The following is a 17,615-nucleotide window of genomic DNA, read 5'->3' on the forward strand; positions in this document are numbered from 1 at the left end:
GCCCCGGCCCCTTCCGGGCCCGGCCGCCGGCCATGGCCCGCCGCCTGCACCCTGCCCGCAGGCGGCGGGCCATCGCCGTCCCCGGACACCCTCCTGAGGCCTTCCGCCACCGGGCCCCCGCCCGCTCTCCACCGCTGTGCCGCCGCCCTCGTTCAACCGCTCCGCGCCACCCGGTTATCCGTACCGTTAGTGTGGGGCCCCGTCCGAGACGCGCCAACGACCCGACAGCGCGCGCGTGTACACCGATGCAGCCCCCGGGGGACGTCCCCCGGACCCGGCCGGAGGGCCCGTACCTCGATGTCCGTGCACAGCCAAGCAACGGCGCCGTACGCGGCCGCCGCCGCCCCAGAGTTCCCCCGGCATGTCGTCACCGCCGTGCTCGTCTCCCACGACGGCGCACGCTGGCTGCCCGACGCGCTCGCCGGACTGCTCGGGCAGGAACGCCCCGTACAGAACGTCGTCGCCGCCGACACCGGCAGCGCCGACGACTCCGCGCGACTGGTCACCGAGGCGCTCGGCCCCGACCGCGTCCTGCACCTCGCGCGGCGTACGAGCTTCGGCACCGCCGTCGACGAGGCGACCCGCACCGCCGGCGTCCTCACCCCGGACGACCTGCCGTACCTGAAGCGCCCCAGCGGCTGGGACCCCGTCACCCGGTCCTGGCGCGACGACACCTACGACCTGCCGGACCTGCCGCACGGCGAACCCGTGCAGTGGCTCTGGCTGCTCCACGACGACTGCGCCCCCGAGCCCGACGCCCTCGCCGAGATGCTGCGCGTCGTCGACAACGACCGGCACGCCGCGATCGTCGGACCCAAGCTCCGCGGCTGGTACGACCGCCGGCAGCTCCTCGAAGTCGGCGTCTCGATCGCCAACAGCGGACGCCGCTGGACCGGCCTCGACCGGCGCGAGCAGGACCAGGGCCAGCACGACCAGATCCGTACCGTGCTGTCCGTATCGACCGCCGGCATGCTGATCCGCCGGGACGTCTGGGAGGAGCTCGGCGGGTTCGACCGCAGGCTGCCCCTGATGCGCGACGACGTCGACCTGTGCTGGCGCGCCCACATGGCGGGACACCGGGTGCTGGTCGCCCCCGACGCCGTCCTGCGGCACGCCGAGGCGTCCGCCCGCGAACGCCGCCCCATCGACTGCGCCGGCCGCTCGGTCTCCAGCCCGCACCGCGTCGACAAGGCCGGCGCCGTCTACACCATGCTGGTCAACGCCCCCGGCAAACGGCTGCCCTGGGTGCTGCTGCGGCTCGTGCTCGGAACCCTGCTGCGTACGCTCGCCTACCTCGTCGGCAAGGTGCCCGGCCAGGCCGTCGACGAGGTCACCGGCCTCCTCGGCACCCTGCTGCGCCCCGGCCGGATCCTCGGAGCCCGGAAGAGCCGCGGCAAGGGCGTCATCGACCCCGCTGAGCTGCGCGGGCTCTTCCCCGCACCCGGCGCCACCGTCCGCGCCACCGTCGAACAGGTCGCCGGGAACTTCGGCGGCAGCGCGGAGGCCGAATCCGGCGGCTCGCGCCACGGCGCCGTCGAGTCCGGCCCGGGCGGCGACGACGCCGACTTCCTGGAGATCGACCAGTTCGCCCGGCTCAAGCGTGTCGGGCGCAAGCCCGGCCCGGTGCTCTTCGCCCTCCTGCTACTCGTCTCCCTCGTCGCCTGCCGCAGCCTCCTCGGCGGCGGCGCCCTGGCCGGCGGCGTCCTGCTGCCCGCGCCCGGCGACGTCTCCGAGCTGTGGGGCCGCTACGCGGACGGCTGGCACACCGTCGGCACCGGCGGCACCCAGACCGCACCGCCCTACCTGGCCGTGATCTCGGCCCTGTCCGCGCTGTTCCTCGGCTCCACCGGCTTCGCGCTCACCCTGCTGCTGGTCTGCTCGGTCCCGCTCGCCGGACTCACCGCGTACTTCGTCTCCCGCCCGCTGCTTCCCTCGCGGCTGCTGCGGGCCTGGGCCAGCGTCGCGTACGCCTTCCTGCCCGCGGCGACCGGCGCGCTGGCGACCGGCCGCCTCGGCACCGCCGTCCTCGCCGTCCTGCTCCCGCTCATCGCCCGCGCGGCCGCGGCCGCGCACGGCATGCGGGGGAGCGGTGACAGCCGCGGCAGCTGGCGCGCCACCTGGGCGTACACCCTGCTGCTCACCCTCGCGATGGCCTTCACACCCATCGTCTGGCCGCTCGCCGCGGTGCTCGGCATCGGTGTGCTGGCGCTGCGCCGCAACGACATCACGGCCTACGGCCTGCGTTTCCTCGCCGTCGTCGGCACCCCGCTGCTGGTCCTCGCCCCCTGGTCGCTGTCGCTCCTGACGAGCCCCTCGTCGTTCCTGCGGGAAGCGGGAATGGAGACCGGCTCGGGCTCGGCCTCCGCACTGGACCTGCTCGGGATCAGCCCCGGCGGGCCCAAGGCGGCCGGCGGCGTCCTGCTCCTCGGCATCGTGCTCGCGGCGCTGGCCGCGCTGCTGCGCGGGGAGCGGCAGTTCGCCGCCCGGACCGCCTGGGCCGTCGCGCTGGTGGCCCTGGCCTTCGCCGGGCTCGCCAACGGGTCCGGCTGGGCGGGGCCCGCCACCCTCGTCTACGGCGCCGCGCTCATCGCGGCCGCGCTCGTCGGCGCGGACGGCGCCCGGATCCGCGTCGCCGAGCTCAGCTTCGGCTGGCGCCAGCCGGTCGCCGTCCTGATCGCGCTGGCCGCCGGGGTGACCCCCGTGCTCGCCGCCGCCGGCTGGATGATCGGCGGCGCGGCGGGCCCCCTGGAGCGCCGCGACCCGGTGCAGGTGCCCGCGTTCGTCGCGGAGGAGAGCGGCACCCGGGACCAGCCGCGCACCCTCGTCCTCGGAGGCACCTCGCCGGCCTCCGTCGCGTACACCCTGGTCCGCGGCTCCGGCGCGCGGCTGGGCGATGCCGAACTGGCCGCGGCCGGCCCGGGCAACAGCCACCTCGACAAGGTCGTCGCCAACCTGGTGGCGGGCTCCGGCGCCGACCAGGGCAGCCAGCTCCGCGGCTTCGCGATCCGTTACGTCCTCGTCCGGGACGGGGCGCCGAAGCAGATGAGCCGGGTCCTCGACGCGACCCCCGGCCTCAGCCGCCTCAGCCAGCTGGACGGCAGCGCGCTCTGGCGGGTGGACCGCCAGGTCGCCCGCATCATGATCGTCCCGTCGGCCGCCGCAGGCGAACAGCTCCCGGTGGGCTCCGGTCCCGTCGAGGCGCACACCACGATCGAGCCGGGCGGGGCGGGCCGCGTGCTGCGCGTCGCCGAGGCCGCCGACCCCGGCTGGCAGGCCACGCTCGACGGCCGGGCGCTGACCCCCAAGACGGTCGACGGCTGGGCGCAGGGCTTCGAGCTCCCCACCGGGGGCGGCAAGCTGGACGTCACGTACGAGACGCCCTTCACCCACTCCGTGTGGATCTGGATCCAGGTCGCGCTCATCGTGGTCCTGCTGGTGCTGGCCCTGCCGGGCCGACGCCGCGAGATCGACGACGACCTGCCCGAGGAGGACGTGGCGGTCCCCGCCGAACCGGTCGCCGGAGAGGGGCGCCGGGCCCGCAGGCTGCGTGCGGCCGCGCTGGCGGAGGGCGAGGGCGATGACGGCGAGAGCTTCGCCGCCGGCGAGCTCGCGGACGCCGCGGAACCCGCCCAGCAGACCGGCCGGACCGACGGCTCCGAGCCGCTCGACGCCGACGACGGCCAGGGTGTCTTCGTCCCCCAGCAGGCCGACGGCGACACCGGCCAGTACGCGCAGGTGCCGCAGCAGCAGTACGGCGAGTGGGACGCCCAGCAGTACCAGGGCGCCGACTACCCGCAGCAGTACCAGGAGGGCGCCTACCAGGACGGCCAGTACGGTGCCGTGCCGCAGCAGCAGCAGCCCGACGGCGCCGCCGGCTACGACCCGTACGGCTATCCGCAGCAGCAGGGCGAGTACGACCCGTACGCCCAGACCTCGTACGGCAACGCCCCGCAGGACGACAGCGGCCAGTACGACGCCAACGGCCCGTACGAGCCGGGCGGCCAGTACGGCAACGCTCCGTACGCCCCCGGTCAGTACGACGCCGCCCAGTACGGCACGGATCAGTACGGCACCCAGGGCGCGTACGGCGAGCAGGGCGCGTACGACCCGCAGAACCCCGACGAGAACCCCGACGGGAACCCTGCCCCGGGTCAGAACCCGTGGCCGGCCCGTAACGCATCGCGAGACGAGTCCGAGTGAAGTCCACCAGCCTGTCCCTCATCGCCGGGGCCGTCGCCCTCGCCGCCGTCACCGGCTTCGCCGCGGTCAACGTGCCGGACGGCACAGCCACGACGACGGCGAAGCCGGCCGCCCGGCTCCCCGTCGAACGCTCCAGCCTGCTCTGCCCGGCCCCCGGCCTGTCCGACCTCGCGGAGACGGAGTACACCTCCTTCACCCCGGCCGCCAAGAGCGGCGACGCCCCGGGACCGGCCGGCACGGCGGAACTCCTTTCGTCGACGGCCGCCGGGGCCGCCGGGAAGAGCAAGGACAAGAAGACCAAGAAGGCGGACCCGGACAAGCCGGTCGTCCTCCTCAAGGCGCCCGGCAAGCCGGCCACCGCCGAGGCGTCCGGCGCGGACGCCCCCGCCCTCATCGGCACCGCCACCGGCCTGCTGGCCCCCGGCTGGACCGCCCAGCAGACCACCACCGTCGAGGCGGGCGACGGCCGGGGGCTGCTCGGGGTCAGCTGCACGGCACCCGACACCGGTTTCTGGTTCCCGGCCGCGAGCACGGCGAAGTCCCGCGAGGACTACGTCCACCTCACCAACCCGGACGACACCGCGGCCGTCGCCGACATCGAGCTGTACGGTCCCGACGGCACGCTCAAGTCGGACGTCGGCGAAGGCATCACGGTGCCCGCCCGGTCCGGTGTCCGCGTCCTCATCTCGACGCTGACCAGCAAGGCCGTGGACGATGTGACCGTCCACGTCACCACCAGGACCGGACGCGTCGGGGCGGTCGTCAGGGCCGCGGACGACGAGAGCGGGAGCGACTGGCTCTCCGCCTCCGCCGAACCGGCGAGCACCCTCGTCCTGCCCGGCATCCCGGCCGACGCGACCTCGGTGCGGCTGGTGGCCTTCGCCCCCGGCGACGACGACGCCGACCTTACGGTGAAGCTGCTCGGCAAGACGGGCGCCATCTCACCGGCGGGCCACGAGGACCTCCACGTCAAGTCGCGGATGACCGCGGGCGTCGACCTGAAGGACCTGACCAGGGGCGAGCCGGGCTCCCTGCTCCTGACCCCCTCCGACGGCAAGGCCACCCCGGTGGTGGCCGCACTGCGCGTGGTCCGCGGCAAGGGCGACAAGCGGGAGGTCGGCTACATCCCGGCGACCGGCCCGGTGGGCGCGCGGGCGACCGTCGCCGACAACCGGGCGAAGGGTTCGGTCCTCTCGCTCACCGCCCCCGGCGCCGCCGGCACGGTCGAGGTCACGGCATCCGCGGGCAGCAGGGGCGGCACCCCGGTCAGCAAGACGTACCAGGTCGCCGCCGGCGCGACCGTCGCCGTCATCCCGCCCGTACCGGCCGGGCTCAAGGGCACGTACGCGCTGACCGTCCGGACGCGGTCGGGCGGCCCGGTCCACGCGGCCCGCACGCTGATGGTCCCGATGGACGGCATCCCGATGTTCACGGTGCAGACGCTGCCGGACGACCGCGGCACGGTCGAGGTACCGGCCGCCGAACAGGACCTGTCGGTGCTGGACGACTGACGCCGGGGGCGGGGCCGGGACCGGCCCCGCCCCACGGTTCGGCGGTCTACTCCTGCCCGTACCGGGGATCGACCGACTCGGGCGAGAGCCCGAGCAGCTCCGCGACCTGCTCGACCACGACCTCGTGCACGAGCAGCGCGCGCTCGTCACGGTTCTTGGTGCGGATCTCGACGGGGCGCCGGTAGATGACGATCTGTGCGGGCCGTTCCTTCTCCGCGGACACCGCGCTGCCCAGCGGCACGGTCTCCTCCGCCGTTCCCGGCACGTCGAGGACCACGAAGTCGACCTCGGCCAGCTGCGGCCAGCGCCGTTCCAGCCGTTCGACCGAGTCCTGCACCAGATCGCGGAAACTGTCCGCCCTGCTGGCGGAGAGCGGCACCTGCGGAGGTGCGACCGGACCGCGCATGCCGCGGCCGTGCCGGTCTCGGCGCCTCGCTCGGGGCTCGGACGGGTGGGGCGGTGGTACGGGACTGTCCATCACTGACGCAGCGTAACGCTCCGCCGGGCGAGCGGGCGGAGACCGACCGGCCCGCCGGCTGACCTGTCATCAGACCTGTCCATTCCTGACCGATCCGGCCATGGGGTGACCCGTTTCAGACCCTGCTCACGATCGCCGGAGTCCTGCCGTATGACAGGTTTTGCGCCGAGTGGTAACCGGAATCATCGCCGTCTTGCCCGGTGGCCCTCTCTCCCTCCGCAGGTCAGGGGAGTTGCCCGGCAAGGCCCTGTGCCCGAGGTCACAGGGCGACACGGTGGGGTGAGCCGGGGGAGAGTCGTCGCAGCCCGCTCAAGAGTGCGGTACCGTCCAACATCGTGAGCCCTGTACGTCGCTGTTCGCGCACCGCTTGCGGCCGCCCTGCCGTCGCGACACTGACGTACGTCTATGCCGACTCGACCGCGGTCCTCGGCCCGCTCGCCACCTACGCCGAACCCCACTGCTACGACCTCTGTGCCGAGCACAGCGAGCGCCTGACGGCGCCCCGTGGCTGGGAGGTCGTCCGGCTCTCCGACCCCTCCGCGCCCACGCGCCCCAGCGGTGACGACCTCGAAGCGCTGGCCAACGCCGTACGGGAAGCCGCGCGTCCGCAGGACCGCGGGGACGGCGCCAGGGGAGGAGGCGGCCCCCGCACCGCCGACCCGATGGAGGTCGCCCGCAGAGGCCACCTCCGGGTGCTGCGCTCCCCCGACTCCTGAGAGGCCCCCGCCCGCCGGGTAGTTTGGCGGTCCGAAGAGACCTCAGGAGGACCGGCCCGTGACCGCAGATCTGTCGCAGCTCGTGAAGGCGTACGACGTGCGCGGAGTCGTCCCCGACCAGTGGGACGAGGCGTTGGCCGAGCAGTTCGGGGCGGCGTTCGTCGAGGTGACGTCCGCGGACGCGATCGTCGTCGGCCACGACATGCGCCCCACGTCCCCCGCCCTGTCACAGGCTTTCGCCCGGGGCGCGGCGGCCCGCGGGGCCGACGTCACCATGATCGGTCTCTGTTCGACGGACCAGCTGTACTACGCGTCGGGGTCCCTGGATCTGCCGGGAGCGATGTTCACGGCGTCGCACAACCCGGCGCGGTACAACGGCATCAAGATGTGCCGGGCCGGCGCCGCCCCGGTCGGCCAGGACACCGGCCTCGCCGAGATCCGCACCCTGGTCGAGAAGTGGTCGGACACCGGCGTACCGCAGCCGGCTGCCGCCCCCGGCAAGGTCACCACCCGCGACACGCTCACCGACTACGCGGCCCACCTGCTGTCCCTCGTCGACCTGTCCGAGATCCGCCCCCTGAAGGTGGTCGTGGACGCGGGCAACGGCATGGGCGGCCACACGGTCCCCACAGTCTTCGCGGGCCTGCGGCTGGAACTCGTCCCGATGTACTTCGAACTGGACGGCACGTTCCCGAACCACGAGGCCAATCCCCTCGACCCGGCGAACATCGTCGACCTCCAGGCCCGGGTGGTGGCCGAAGGTGCCGATCTCGGCCTGGCCTTCGACGGGGACGCGGACCGCTGCTTCGTCGTGGACGAGCGGGGCGCGGGCGTCTCCCCTTCGGCGATCACCGCCCTGGTCGCGGCCCGCGAACTGGACCGCAACGGCGGCCGGGGCACGGTCATCCACAACCTGATCTCGTCCCTCTCGGTCCCGGAGGTCGTACGCGAACACGGCGGCACCCCGGTCCGCACCCGCGTCGGCCACTCCTTCATCAAGGCGGAGATGGCCGCACACGGTGCGATCTTCGGCGGCGAGCACTCCGCGCACTACTACTTCCGCGACTTCTGGAACGCCGATACGGGCATGCTCGCCGCCCTCCACGTCCTGGCCGCCCTCGGCGGCCAGGACGAGCCGCTCTCGGCCCTGGTGGCCCAGTACGACCGCTACACGGACTCGGGCGAGATCAACTCCACGGTCGACGACCAGCAGGCCCGCACCGCCGAGGTGACGGCAGCGTTCGCCGACCGCGAGAACGTGACCACCGACGATCTGGACGGCCTCACGGTCACCTCCCCCGACTGGTGGTTCAACCTCCGCCCCTCGAACACGGAACCGCTGCTGCGCCTGAACGTCGAGGCGGGCGACGAGGAGACGATGAGGGCGGTACGCGACGAGGTCCTGGCGTTGATCCGCACAGCGGGGGCCTGAGCCGGCGGATTGGGACGGCGGGGCAGCGCTTGCGGGGCTGCTTCGCGTACTTGTGGCGCTGCTCCGCATACTCCCCAGCCCCTCCGGTGATTGAGGAGCGGGGTCCGGGGCGGAGCCCCGGTTACGGGAAGGGGCCGGTAGGGGAAAGGCCCGCCCCCGCACCGCACCCCCGCCCCCGCACCGCACCGCACCCGGCCGGGCCGCGCCCCCGCCACCCCAGCGGTAGGCTGACCTCGCCCGATCCGCGAGGGTACGAACAGCTCGACCGCAAGCCCGGACACGCACGCGTACCCGCCCGCCCGCCCGAAGGGACCCCACCCATGCCGCTCGAAGCCGGCCTCCTGGAGATCCTGGCCTGCCCGGCCTGCCACTCCCCCCTCGACGACCGGACCGCGGCCGACAGCCCGGAACTGGTCTGCACCGGCAAGGACTGCGGCCTGGCGTACCCCGTGCGGGACGGCATCCCCGTGCTCCTCGTCGACGAGGCCCGCCGCCCAGCCTGACCGGGCCCCTGCCCGCACAGGGCACCACAGGGCCCCCGCCCGCACGGGCGCAACGGGCCCCTGCCCGCACGGTGATCGGCACGTGATCGGAGGACCGTCCCCATGCTCGACGAGTCGTTGCTCGACGCCCCGGATGCCCTGGCCCGAGCCGACCGCCGCGGTCTGCTCCGCGGCGCCGCCGAGGCCGGGGCGCGCGTGCGTACCGCCGCCCGCCACGCGACGGAGGCCGGGATCACCGAGCTGAACCCGGAGGGCCGCCCGCGCGCGGTCCTGGTCGCGGGCTCCGGTACCGCCGCGTCCGGCGTCGCCGACCTGATCGCGGCCCTGGCCGGGGCCTCCGCCCCGGTCACGCGTATCCACCCGACCGGCGTCGCCCCCGCCGCAGGTGCGATGCGATGGACGCTGCCCGGCTGGGCCGGCTCCGTCGACCTGCTCCTCGTCGTCACGGCGGACGGGTCCGAACCGGGTCTCGCCCTCCTCGCCGAGCAGGCGTACCGCCGCGGCTGCACCGTCGTGGCCGTGGCGCCCCGGCAGTCACCGCTGCGCGAGGCGGTCGACGGCGTGCACGGCCTCGTCGTACCGATGGCCTCCGCCCCGCACGGCGAGTACGACGCCGAGACCTCCGCGGCCGGCCCCGGCACCCTGTGGGCCTTGTTCACCCCGCTGCTCGCGCTACTCGACCGCGTCGGCCTGGTCACCGCGCCCGCCGAGGCGCTGCAGGGCGTCGCCGACCGCCTGGACCGTACGGCGGAACGCTGCGGACCGGCGATCGCCACGTACAGCAACCCGGCCAAGACGCTGGCCGCCGAACTCGCGGACAGCCTGCCCCTCATCTGGACGGAGGGCGACGCCGCCGGTCCGGTCGGGCGCAGGTTCGCCGCGGTCCTCGCCGAACTCTCCGGCCGTCCGGCCCTCGCTGCCGAACTTCCCGAGGCGCTTCCCGCCCATGGGGGCCTGCTGGCCGGGGCCTTCGCCGCCGGGGCCGACCCCGACGACTTCTTCCGCGACCGGGTCGAGGAGTCGGAACCCCTCCACGCCCGGGTGGTCCTTCTCCGCGACCGGCCCACCGGCGGACTGAGCGCAGCGCCCGCGGCGCGTGAGCTCGCCCTGGGCCACGACACGGCGATCAGCGAACTGGAACCGGAGGAGGGCAGCATGCTCGAAGCCCTCGCCGAACTCCTCGCGGTCACCGACTTCGCGGCCGTCTACCTGGCTCTCGCCTCGGCAGCCCGCGCCTGAACCAGGCAAGACCACGCACGCATCACGCAGACCACGCATCACGCAGACCACGCATCACGCAAAGCACGCATCACGCAGACCACGCATCACGCAAAGCACGCATCACGCAGACCACGCATCACGCAAAGCACGAGGACGAATTCCATGGACCGGCTCTCCAACACTGTGCGTCCGTACGCCTGGGGCTCCACCACAGCCATCCCGGCCCTGCTCGGCGTCGCCCCCACCGGCGAGCCGCAGGCGGAGATGTGGATGGGCGCCCACCCCGGAGCCCCTTCCCGGATAACCCGCGCCGCAGCCGACGCCGGCACCACACCCGCCACATCCACCACCCCACCGACCCCCGTCGAGCGACCCCTGACCGACGTCATCGCCGCCGACCCGGCCGGAGAACTCGGTCAGGCCGCCGTCGACAAGTTCGGCCCCCGCCTTCCCTTCCTCCTCAAGCTGCTCGCCGCCGGAGCACCGCTCTCCCTCCAGGTCCACCCCGACCTCGCCCAGGCACAGCAGGGATACGCGGACGAGGAGCGCCGGTCCGTGCCGGTCGACGCCCCCCACCGCACGTACAAGGACGCCAACCACAAGCCCGAACTGATCTGCGCGCTCACCCCCTTCGACGGCCTGTGCGGCTTCCGCCGCCCCGTCGAGGCGGCCGAGGCGATGGAGGCGCTGGGCGTCGACTCCCTCAAGCCGTACGCCGATCTGCTGCGCGCCCAGCCGGAAGAGGCCGCCCTGCGCGAGGTCCTCACCGCGATCCTCACCGCGGACCCGGCGGACATGGCCGAGACGGTCGCCGCCGCGGCGGCCGCCGCCGAACGGATCGGCGGCGCCTACGCCCCGTACGCCCGCATCGCCCACCACTTCCCCGGTGACGCCGGTGTCATCGCGGCCATGCTGCTGAACTACGTACAACTCCAGCCCGGCGAGGCCCTGTTCCTCGGCGCCGGCGTTCCGCACGCCTACCTCGACGGCCTCGGCGTCGAAATCATGGCCAACTCGGACAACGTGCTGCGCTGCGGACTGACGCCCAAGCACATCGACGTGCCCGAACTCCTGCGCATCGTCCGCTTCGAGGCGACCGAACCGGGAATCCTGCGCCCCGAGGCGTCCCCGTCCGGCGAGGAGCTGTACGAGACACCGGTCGACGAGTTCCGACTCTCCCGCTTCGACCTCTCACCGGGGGCAGCCCCGGTGGACCTGACGGCGCCCACGCCCCAGATCCTGCTCTGCACGGCGGGCACGCCGAAGGCGGGCGAACTCGGACTCGGGCCGGGTCAGTCGGTCTTCGTACCGGCAGGGGAGAAGGCCGAAGTGTCCGGTACGGGTACGTTGTTCCGCGCCACCGTGGTGGTCTGACGTACCGTCCGCACCAGCGACTGCAACAATGTCCGGCCGTATCGCGGCTGCCGGAGCCGCAGCACCGAAGAAGGGACACCAGGCACCCATGAGTGCGTCAGGCGGAACCAAGGCGATCGTGGCGGCACTCGCCGCCAACCTCGCGATCGCAGTGGCCAAATTCGTGGCGTTCCTGTTCAGTGGCTCGTCGTCGATGCTCGCGGAGAGCGTCCACTCACTCGCCGACTCGGGCAATCAGGGACTCCTGCTGCTCGGCGGCAAGAAGGCCCAGCGCGAGGCCACCCCCCAGCACCCCTTCGGGTACGGGCGCGAGCGCTACATCTACGCCTTCCTCGTCTCCATCGTCCTGTTCTCGGTCGGTGGCATGTTCGCGGTGTACGAGGGCTACGAGAAGATCAAGCACCCGCACGAGATCGAGGCCTGGTACTGGCCGGTCGGCGTTCTGATCTTCGCGATCATCGCCGAGAGCTTCTCCTTCCGTACGGCGATCAAGGAGTCCAACGAGACCCGCGGCTCGCTGACCTGGACCCAGTTCGTCCGCCGCGCGAAGGCCCCGGAACTCCCCGTCGTCCTGCTGGAGGACCTGGGCGCGCTCATCGGCCTGATCCTGGCGCTCGCCGGCGTCGGTCTGGCGCTCGGCACCGGCAACGGTGTGTGGGACGGCATCGGCACCCTGTGCATCGGCGTCCTGCTGATCGGCATCGCGATCGTCCTGGCCGCCGAGACGAAGTCCCTGCTGCTCGGTGAGGCCGCCGGCGCCGACCAGGTCGACAAGATCAAGGCCGCGGTCGTCGACGGCGAAACCGTCACCCGCATCATTCACATGCGTACGCTCCACCTCGGCCCGGAAGAGCTGCTGGTCGCCGCCAAGATCGCGGTCCAGCACGACGACACCGCCACCGAGGTCGCCCACGCCATCAACGCCGCGGAGTCCCGCATCCGCGAGGCGGTGCCGATCGCGCGCGTCATCTACCTGGAACCGGACATCTACAACGAGGCGGCAGCCACGGCGGGCGTCAACCCGGCCAAGGCCCCGGGCGCAGCACCGTCCGGACCGACGCCGGACAGCACCCCCGGTGACACCCCCGACATCCCCGACACCCCGGCCGACCCGGCGGAATCCGGTCACTGACCGCCTCCGATGCGCCGATGAGGCCGCTTCCCGACCCCTTGGACTGGGAGCTGCTGGGCCGTTCGGTGTAGATTCGTCGGCAGTGTCAGACGTCGCTGCTGATGGCGGTCGATCGGTCCGTACGCAGGACCGGCCGAGGGAGAGAGGGCCTCCGACGGACTGGGCTGCGAGCCGCCCGGGCATTCGTATGCCCACCGGCGTACCGCAGAGCCGCCCTACCCACCCTCGACCCATCACGAGGAGCAGCCCGTTATGACGACGGTCGCCAATCGACAAGACTTCAAGGTCGCCGACCTCTCCCTCGCGGCCTTCGGCCGCAAGGAGATCACCCTCGCCGAGCACGAGATGCCCGGCCTGATGTCGATCCGCAAGGAGTACGCCGCCACGCAGCCGCTGGCCGGTGCCCGCATCACCGGTTCGCTGCACATGACCGTGCAGACGGCCGTGCTGATCGAGACCCTGGTCGCCCTCGGCGCCGAGGTCCGCTGGGCCTCCTGCAACATCTTCTCCACGCAGGACCACGCCGCCGCGGCCATCGCGGTGGGCCCGGAGGGCACCCCGGAGGCCCCGGCCGGCGTCCCGGTCTTCGCCTGGAAGGGCGAGTCGCTGGAGGAGTACTGGTGGTGCACGGAGCAGGCGCTGACCTGGCCGAACACCCCCACCGGCGGTCCGAACATGATCCTCGACGACGGTGGTGACGCCACCCTCCTGGTCCACAAGGGCGTGGAGTTCGAGAAGGCCGGTTCGGCCCCGGACCCCTCGACCGCGGACAGCGAGGAGTACGCGCACATCCTCACCCTGCTGAACCGCACCCTGGGCGAGGCGCCGCAGAAGTGGACCCAGCTGGCTTCCGAGATCCGCGGAGTCACCGAGGAGACCACGACCGGTGTGCACCGGCTGTACGAGATGCACCGCGACGGCACCCTCCTGTTCCCGGCGATCAACGTCAATGACGCGGTCACCAAGTCGAAGTTCGACAACAAGTACGGCTGCCGCCACTCGCTGATCGACGGCATCAACCGCGCCACCGACGTCCTGATCGGCGGCAAGACCGCCGTCGTTTGCGGCTACGGCGACGTGGGCAAGGGCTGCGCCGAGTCCCTGCGGGGCCAGGGCGCACGGGTGATCATCACCGAGATCGACCCGATCTGCGCGCTGCAGGCGGCGATGGACGGCTACCAGGTCGCCACCCTGGACGACGTGGTCGAGCAGGCCGACATCTTCGTCACCACGACGGGCAACAAGGACATCATCATGGCCGCGGACATGGCCCGGATGAAGCACCAGGCCATCGTCGGGAACATCGGCCACTTCGACAACGAGATCGACATGGCCGGCCTGGCGAAGATCGACGGCATCGTCAAGGACGAGGTCAAGCCGCAGGTCCACACCTGGACGTTCCCCGACGGCAAGGTCCTGATCGTGCTGTCCGAGGGGCGTCTGCTGAACCTGGGCAACGCCACAGGGCACCCGTCGTTCGTGATGTCCAACTCGTTCGCGGACCAGACGCTGGCCCAGATCGAGCTGTTCACCAAGCCCGAGGAGTACCCGACCGACGTCTACGTGCTGCCCAAGCACCTCGACGAGAAGGTCGCCCGTCTCCACCTCGCCGCGCTCGGCGTGAGGCTCACGACGCTCCGCCCGGAGCAGGCCGCGTACATCGGTGTCGAGGTCGAAGGCCCGTACAAGTCCGACCACTACCGCTACTGACACCGCCACCACCCGCGGAGACCTGCCGGTGACCAGGCACCCCACGACCGGTCCGTGAGGACCGGCCACCGGCAGACCCTGCACCATCTGCGGACGCGCGCGCGTCCGCAGACCCGGTGACTCAGCAGCAGCTACGAACGCAGGCCCCCGCACCCCCGTGCCGGGGGCCTGCGCCGTACCGCACCCGCACAGCCCGAGGAACCCGAAGGACCCCATGCCACGCGGCCGATATTCGTTCCACGATCTCCACGACCACACCCCCCTCGGTGAAGAACACTTCCACTGCGCACCCGGCCCCTCCGGCTGGCGCTACGTCTCCCAGACGACCGCCCCGTCCGGCGATCACCTCGGATCCGTCGACCTCACTCTCGACGAGCTCGGCCGCCCCATCCGCCTCGAACTCCATGCCGCAAGCTGGCAGGTGCGCGGCGCCGCCCTCGAAGGCGTGACCTGGGTGCGCACCGACCCGAGTGGCACCCACGCCACCGAAGGCAATGTCCGCGCCCACGCCTTCAGCGGCACGTCCCCCGCATTCCTCATCGCCACCGCACGGTTGCTGCGCCTCACCCCCACTTCTCCGGCCACCCGGGTCCGTGTCGTCACCTTCACGGACCCGGTGCTCGCCCCCCGTACCGTCGACCAGTCCTGGGCCCTGGTGAACAGTGAAGCGCACGCCACTGACAACGGGCCGTTGATCGTGGACGCGTACCAGGTCAGCGCCCTCGACACGGGGGAGCAGCACACCGTTCACATCGCCGGCGACGTGGTCCTCTCGGCCCCGGGCATCGAACTCGAAGACCTGGAATCCCCGCCCTCGGACCGGTAGGCCATGTCGCACGGCTGAGGGGCTGGGGGCACACCCATAGACCTAGGCAGGCGGCGCGAAGCCTCCGGCGGGCGGCCGCACCGCGTCGACGCGGGGAACCGCTGCCGCGCTGTCGTCCCCGACAGACCGGACGGGGGCCACCTGCTCGGGAACGGGGTGAGCCAGAGGAGCGACGTGCTGCATGGGAGCGGGGTGAGCCGGAGGGGCCGCGGCAGGGCCTGCACCGAACGCCCGGCGCGCATCACGCGCCTGCCGTTCGTTCACCACCGCGGCCAGGAACGCGGCGGCAGGCACACCCACCGGTGCCGGAATCCCGGTCCGGGCAGCCAGCTCTCCGGCCAGCCGCTCCGACATGTTCCGTCCCACGACGGGATCCAGCTGGTGCATCCGCGTCAGGTACTGCCGCGCCGCAAGCCACAGATCGTCCGGAACGGCCGACAGATCCAGTCCGGCGAACCGCCCGACCAGCCAGGGCGGAGGAGGCGGAACCGCTGCCGCCCTGCCCGCCGGCACCCGCTCCCGTACGACGAGCGTCCCCGCGAACACATCCCCGAGCCGTCGCCCACGCGCCGAGACCAGCGAGGCGACCGAGGCGACCGCGCCGAGCGTCGCGAGGATCTCCACGACACCCATCGCTCCGCGCACCAGCGCATGCCGGAACCGGATGGGCCCCCCGTCGTCCCGCACCACCCGGAGTCCGCACGCGAGCTTTCCCAGCGAACGACCGTGCGTCAGCGTCTCCACCGCGATCGGTGCCCCGACCAGAACGAGCAGGAACGTCGCGACGGTCACCGCGGCCACCGCTGCGTCGTCGAGCGAGACCGTGGCAATGGCCATGCCGATCGACACCAGGACGAACACCGTCCCCACCGCCACCAGATCGATGACGAGAGCCAGCGCCCGGCTCGGCAGTTTCGCCGGCCGCAACCCCAGCACGACCGCGTCCCCGGTCACCAGCCCACTCATTACCGCCTACCCTTCGCCGACCATCCCTGCCCCTCGGGGCCACAGTCTGCCAAGCTGACCCGCAACGCGCCGCCGTTGTACGGACCCGTACACCCCCATGCCAGGAGCAGCAGCCGACCATGGACCTCGACGTCTTCGTCAACACCCACCGCATCGAGTGGGACCGTCTGGACCATCTCCTGCACCGCGGGCGCAAACTCACGGGAGCGGAGGCCGACGAACTCGTCGATCTCTACCAGCGCACGGCCACCCATCTCTCTCTCATCCAGTCCAGCGCCCCCGACCCGCTGCTCACCGCGCGCCTGACCCAACTGGTGGCCCGGGCCCGTTCCACAGTGACCGGTACCCGCCGCGCCTCCTGGCGCGACGCCGCCCACTTCCTCACGGCAGGTTTTCCTGCGGCGGTCTACCGCTCCAGGCACTGGTGGATACCCACCGCTGTCCTGTCCGTGCTCCTGGCGACGCTCATGGGCTGGTGGATCGGTACCCATCCGGAGGTTCAGTCGGCCATTGCCGCTCCGGAGGACCTCCGCCGGATGACCAGCCCGGGAGGCGAGTACGAGACGTACTACTCCAGCCACCCGGCGGCCTCGTTCGCCGCCCAGGTCTGGACGAACAACGCGCAGGCCGCCGCGATGTGCCTGGTGCTCGGCGCGTTTCTCTGCGTTCCGGTGATCTGGATCCTCTTCGTCAATGTGCTCAACCTGGCGGTCGGCATCGGCCTGATGTCCTCGGCGGGCCGGCTCGACACCTTCCTCGGTCTGATCCTTCCCCATGGACTGCTGGAACTGACAGCAGTCTTCGTCGCGGCCGGAACCGGCCTCCGCCTCGGCTGGACAGTCATCGATCCCGGTCAACAGACACGGCGCGCAGCCCTGGCGCAACGGGGCCGAGCCGCCATCGGCATGGCTATCGGGCTGGCTCTCGTCCTGTTCGTATCGGGTGTCATCGAAGGCTTCGTCACCCCCTCGGGCCTTCCGACCTGGGCACGGATCGTCATCGGAATCGCTGCTGAGATGGCCTTCCTCGCCTACGTCTACGTCCTCGGCGGCCGGGCAGCCCGAGCCGGCGACACAGGCGACATTGCAGCAGCCGAACGAAGTGCCGAACTGCCGGTGGCCGCCTGATGTGCGTACGGCCACGCTGACCTGCTAGTCTCCTCCTCGCCCCAAAGGCCGTTGACACAACAGCCTGGGGGAGGTAGATTTGAACGGTTGCCGGGAACTGGACAAGTTCTAGGTCAACCGCTAGATTTACCCCGCTCCCACCGGAAATTGAATTTCCGCAGAGCCACTTGATTCCCACTCTCCGAATCGTGATGCCGATCGTTTCGGCGTCATTGCTTCTGATAAAGTCGAATCAGCCGAAAGGCAAAGGCCCCTTCAACGGCCACTGGATTCAAACTCGAACCGGAAACGGAACGAACCGAGTCTGGTAAAGTTGGAACCGCTGGAAAGGGAAAGCGCGAAAGCGAAGAACTGGAAAGCGAGAATGCGAGACCCGCTTCGACCGGGAATCGGACACGAAAGAGTCTGATAGAGTCGGA

14 protein-coding genes are annotated in these 17,615 nt (G+C 72.0%); 11 read left to right on the top strand and 3 right to left on the bottom strand.

Annotation, left to right across the window (positions count from 1 at the left end; translation table 11 throughout):
* Positions 1-297: 297 nt before the first annotated feature.
* Together ABTX18_RS22190 and ABTX18_RS22195 are read left to right on the top strand one after the other, a co-directional pair.
* Positions 298-4,200: a glycosyltransferase gene (locus ABTX18_RS22190; RefSeq protein WP_352124430.1), complete on the top strand. Its 3,903-nt coding sequence runs from the start codon at positions 298-300 to the stop codon at positions 4,198-4,200.
* Positions 4,197-5,711, top strand: coding sequence for a DUF5719 family protein (locus tag ABTX18_RS22195; protein ID WP_352124431.1), 1,515 nt, complete (start codon positions 4,197-4,199; stop codon positions 5,709-5,711). The genes ABTX18_RS22190 and ABTX18_RS22195 overlap by 4 nt, the downstream gene beginning before the upstream one ends.
* 46 nt (positions 5,712-5,757) lie before the next feature.
* Here the strand turns inward: ABTX18_RS22195 and ABTX18_RS22200 are convergent, their stop codons facing one another.
* Positions 5,758-6,189 carry a metallopeptidase family protein gene (locus ABTX18_RS22200; protein WP_352124432.1) on the bottom strand — a complete coding sequence of 144 codons (432 nt, stop codon included), beginning with the start codon at positions 6,187-6,189 and terminating at the stop codon, positions 5,758-5,760.
* 335 nt (positions 6,190-6,524) lie between these two features.
* On the opposite strand from ABTX18_RS22200, the gene ABTX18_RS22205 reads away from it, so the two are divergent.
* The 8 genes from ABTX18_RS22205 (at position 6,525) to ABTX18_RS22240 (ending at position 15,103) form a co-directional block, all read left to right on the top strand.
* On the top strand, positions 6,525-6,905 hold the full coding sequence (locus ABTX18_RS22205; RefSeq protein ID WP_352124433.1) for a DUF3499 domain-containing protein: 381 nt from the start codon (positions 6,525-6,527) through the stop codon (positions 6,903-6,905).
* 58 nt (positions 6,906-6,963) lie between these two features.
* A complete protein-coding gene (locus tag ABTX18_RS22210) occupies positions 6,964-8,337 on the top strand; it encodes a phosphomannomutase/phosphoglucomutase (RefSeq protein ID WP_352124434.1) in 1,374 nt (457 codons plus the stop codon).
* Between the two features lie 320 nt (positions 8,338-8,657).
* Positions 8,658-8,840: a Trm112 family protein gene (locus ABTX18_RS22215; RefSeq protein ID WP_352124435.1), complete on the top strand. Its 183-nt coding sequence runs from the start codon at positions 8,658-8,660 to the stop codon at positions 8,838-8,840.
* 102 nt (positions 8,841-8,942) lie between these two features.
* Positions 8,943-10,079, top strand: coding sequence for an SIS domain-containing protein (locus ABTX18_RS22220; protein WP_352124436.1), 1,137 nt, complete (start codon positions 8,943-8,945; stop codon positions 10,077-10,079).
* Between the two features lie 144 nt (positions 10,080-10,223).
* Entirely contained in the window at positions 10,224-11,435 is a 1,212-nt protein-coding gene (gene manA, locus ABTX18_RS22225; RefSeq protein ID WP_352124437.1) for a mannose-6-phosphate isomerase, class I, read from the top strand.
* 88 nt (positions 11,436-11,523) lie between these two features.
* Complete coding sequence (locus ABTX18_RS22230) at positions 11,524-12,567, top strand: cation diffusion facilitator family transporter (protein ID WP_352124438.1); 1,044 nt, start codon at positions 11,524-11,526, stop codon at positions 12,565-12,567.
* Positions 12,568-12,819: 252 nt separating this feature from the next.
* Positions 12,820-14,277, top strand: coding sequence for an adenosylhomocysteinase (gene ahcY / locus ABTX18_RS22235; protein ID WP_352124439.1), 1,458 nt, complete (start codon positions 12,820-12,822; stop codon positions 14,275-14,277).
* 214 nt (positions 14,278-14,491) lie between these two features.
* Positions 14,492-15,103, top strand: coding sequence for a hypothetical protein (locus ABTX18_RS22240; RefSeq protein ID WP_352124440.1), 612 nt, complete (start codon positions 14,492-14,494; stop codon positions 15,101-15,103).
* Positions 15,104-15,145: 42 nt separating this feature from the next.
* Here ABTX18_RS22240 and ABTX18_RS22245 read toward each other — a convergent pair whose 3' ends face one another.
* A complete protein-coding gene (locus ABTX18_RS22245; protein ID WP_352124441.1) occupies positions 15,146-16,069 on the bottom strand; it encodes an RDD family protein in 924 nt (307 codons plus the stop codon).
* 119 nt (positions 16,070-16,188) lie between these two features.
* Between ABTX18_RS22245 and ABTX18_RS22250 the strand changes: the two genes are divergently transcribed.
* Positions 16,189-17,196, top strand: coding sequence for a stage II sporulation protein M (locus ABTX18_RS22250; RefSeq protein WP_352124442.1), 1,008 nt, complete (start codon positions 16,189-16,191; stop codon positions 17,194-17,196).
* 209 nt (positions 17,197-17,405) lie between these two features.
* On the opposite strand, the gene ABTX18_RS22255 is transcribed toward ABTX18_RS22250, so the two are convergent.
* Positions 17,406-17,615, bottom strand: a 210-nt coding sequence (locus ABTX18_RS22255; RefSeq protein ID WP_352124443.1) for a hypothetical protein, incomplete at its 5' end; no start/stop codon positions are given.

It is taken from the genome of Streptomyces sp. NPDC096323 (assembly GCF_040302845.1).
Lineage (GTDB): Bacteria > Actinomycetota > Actinomycetes > Streptomycetales > Streptomycetaceae > Streptomyces.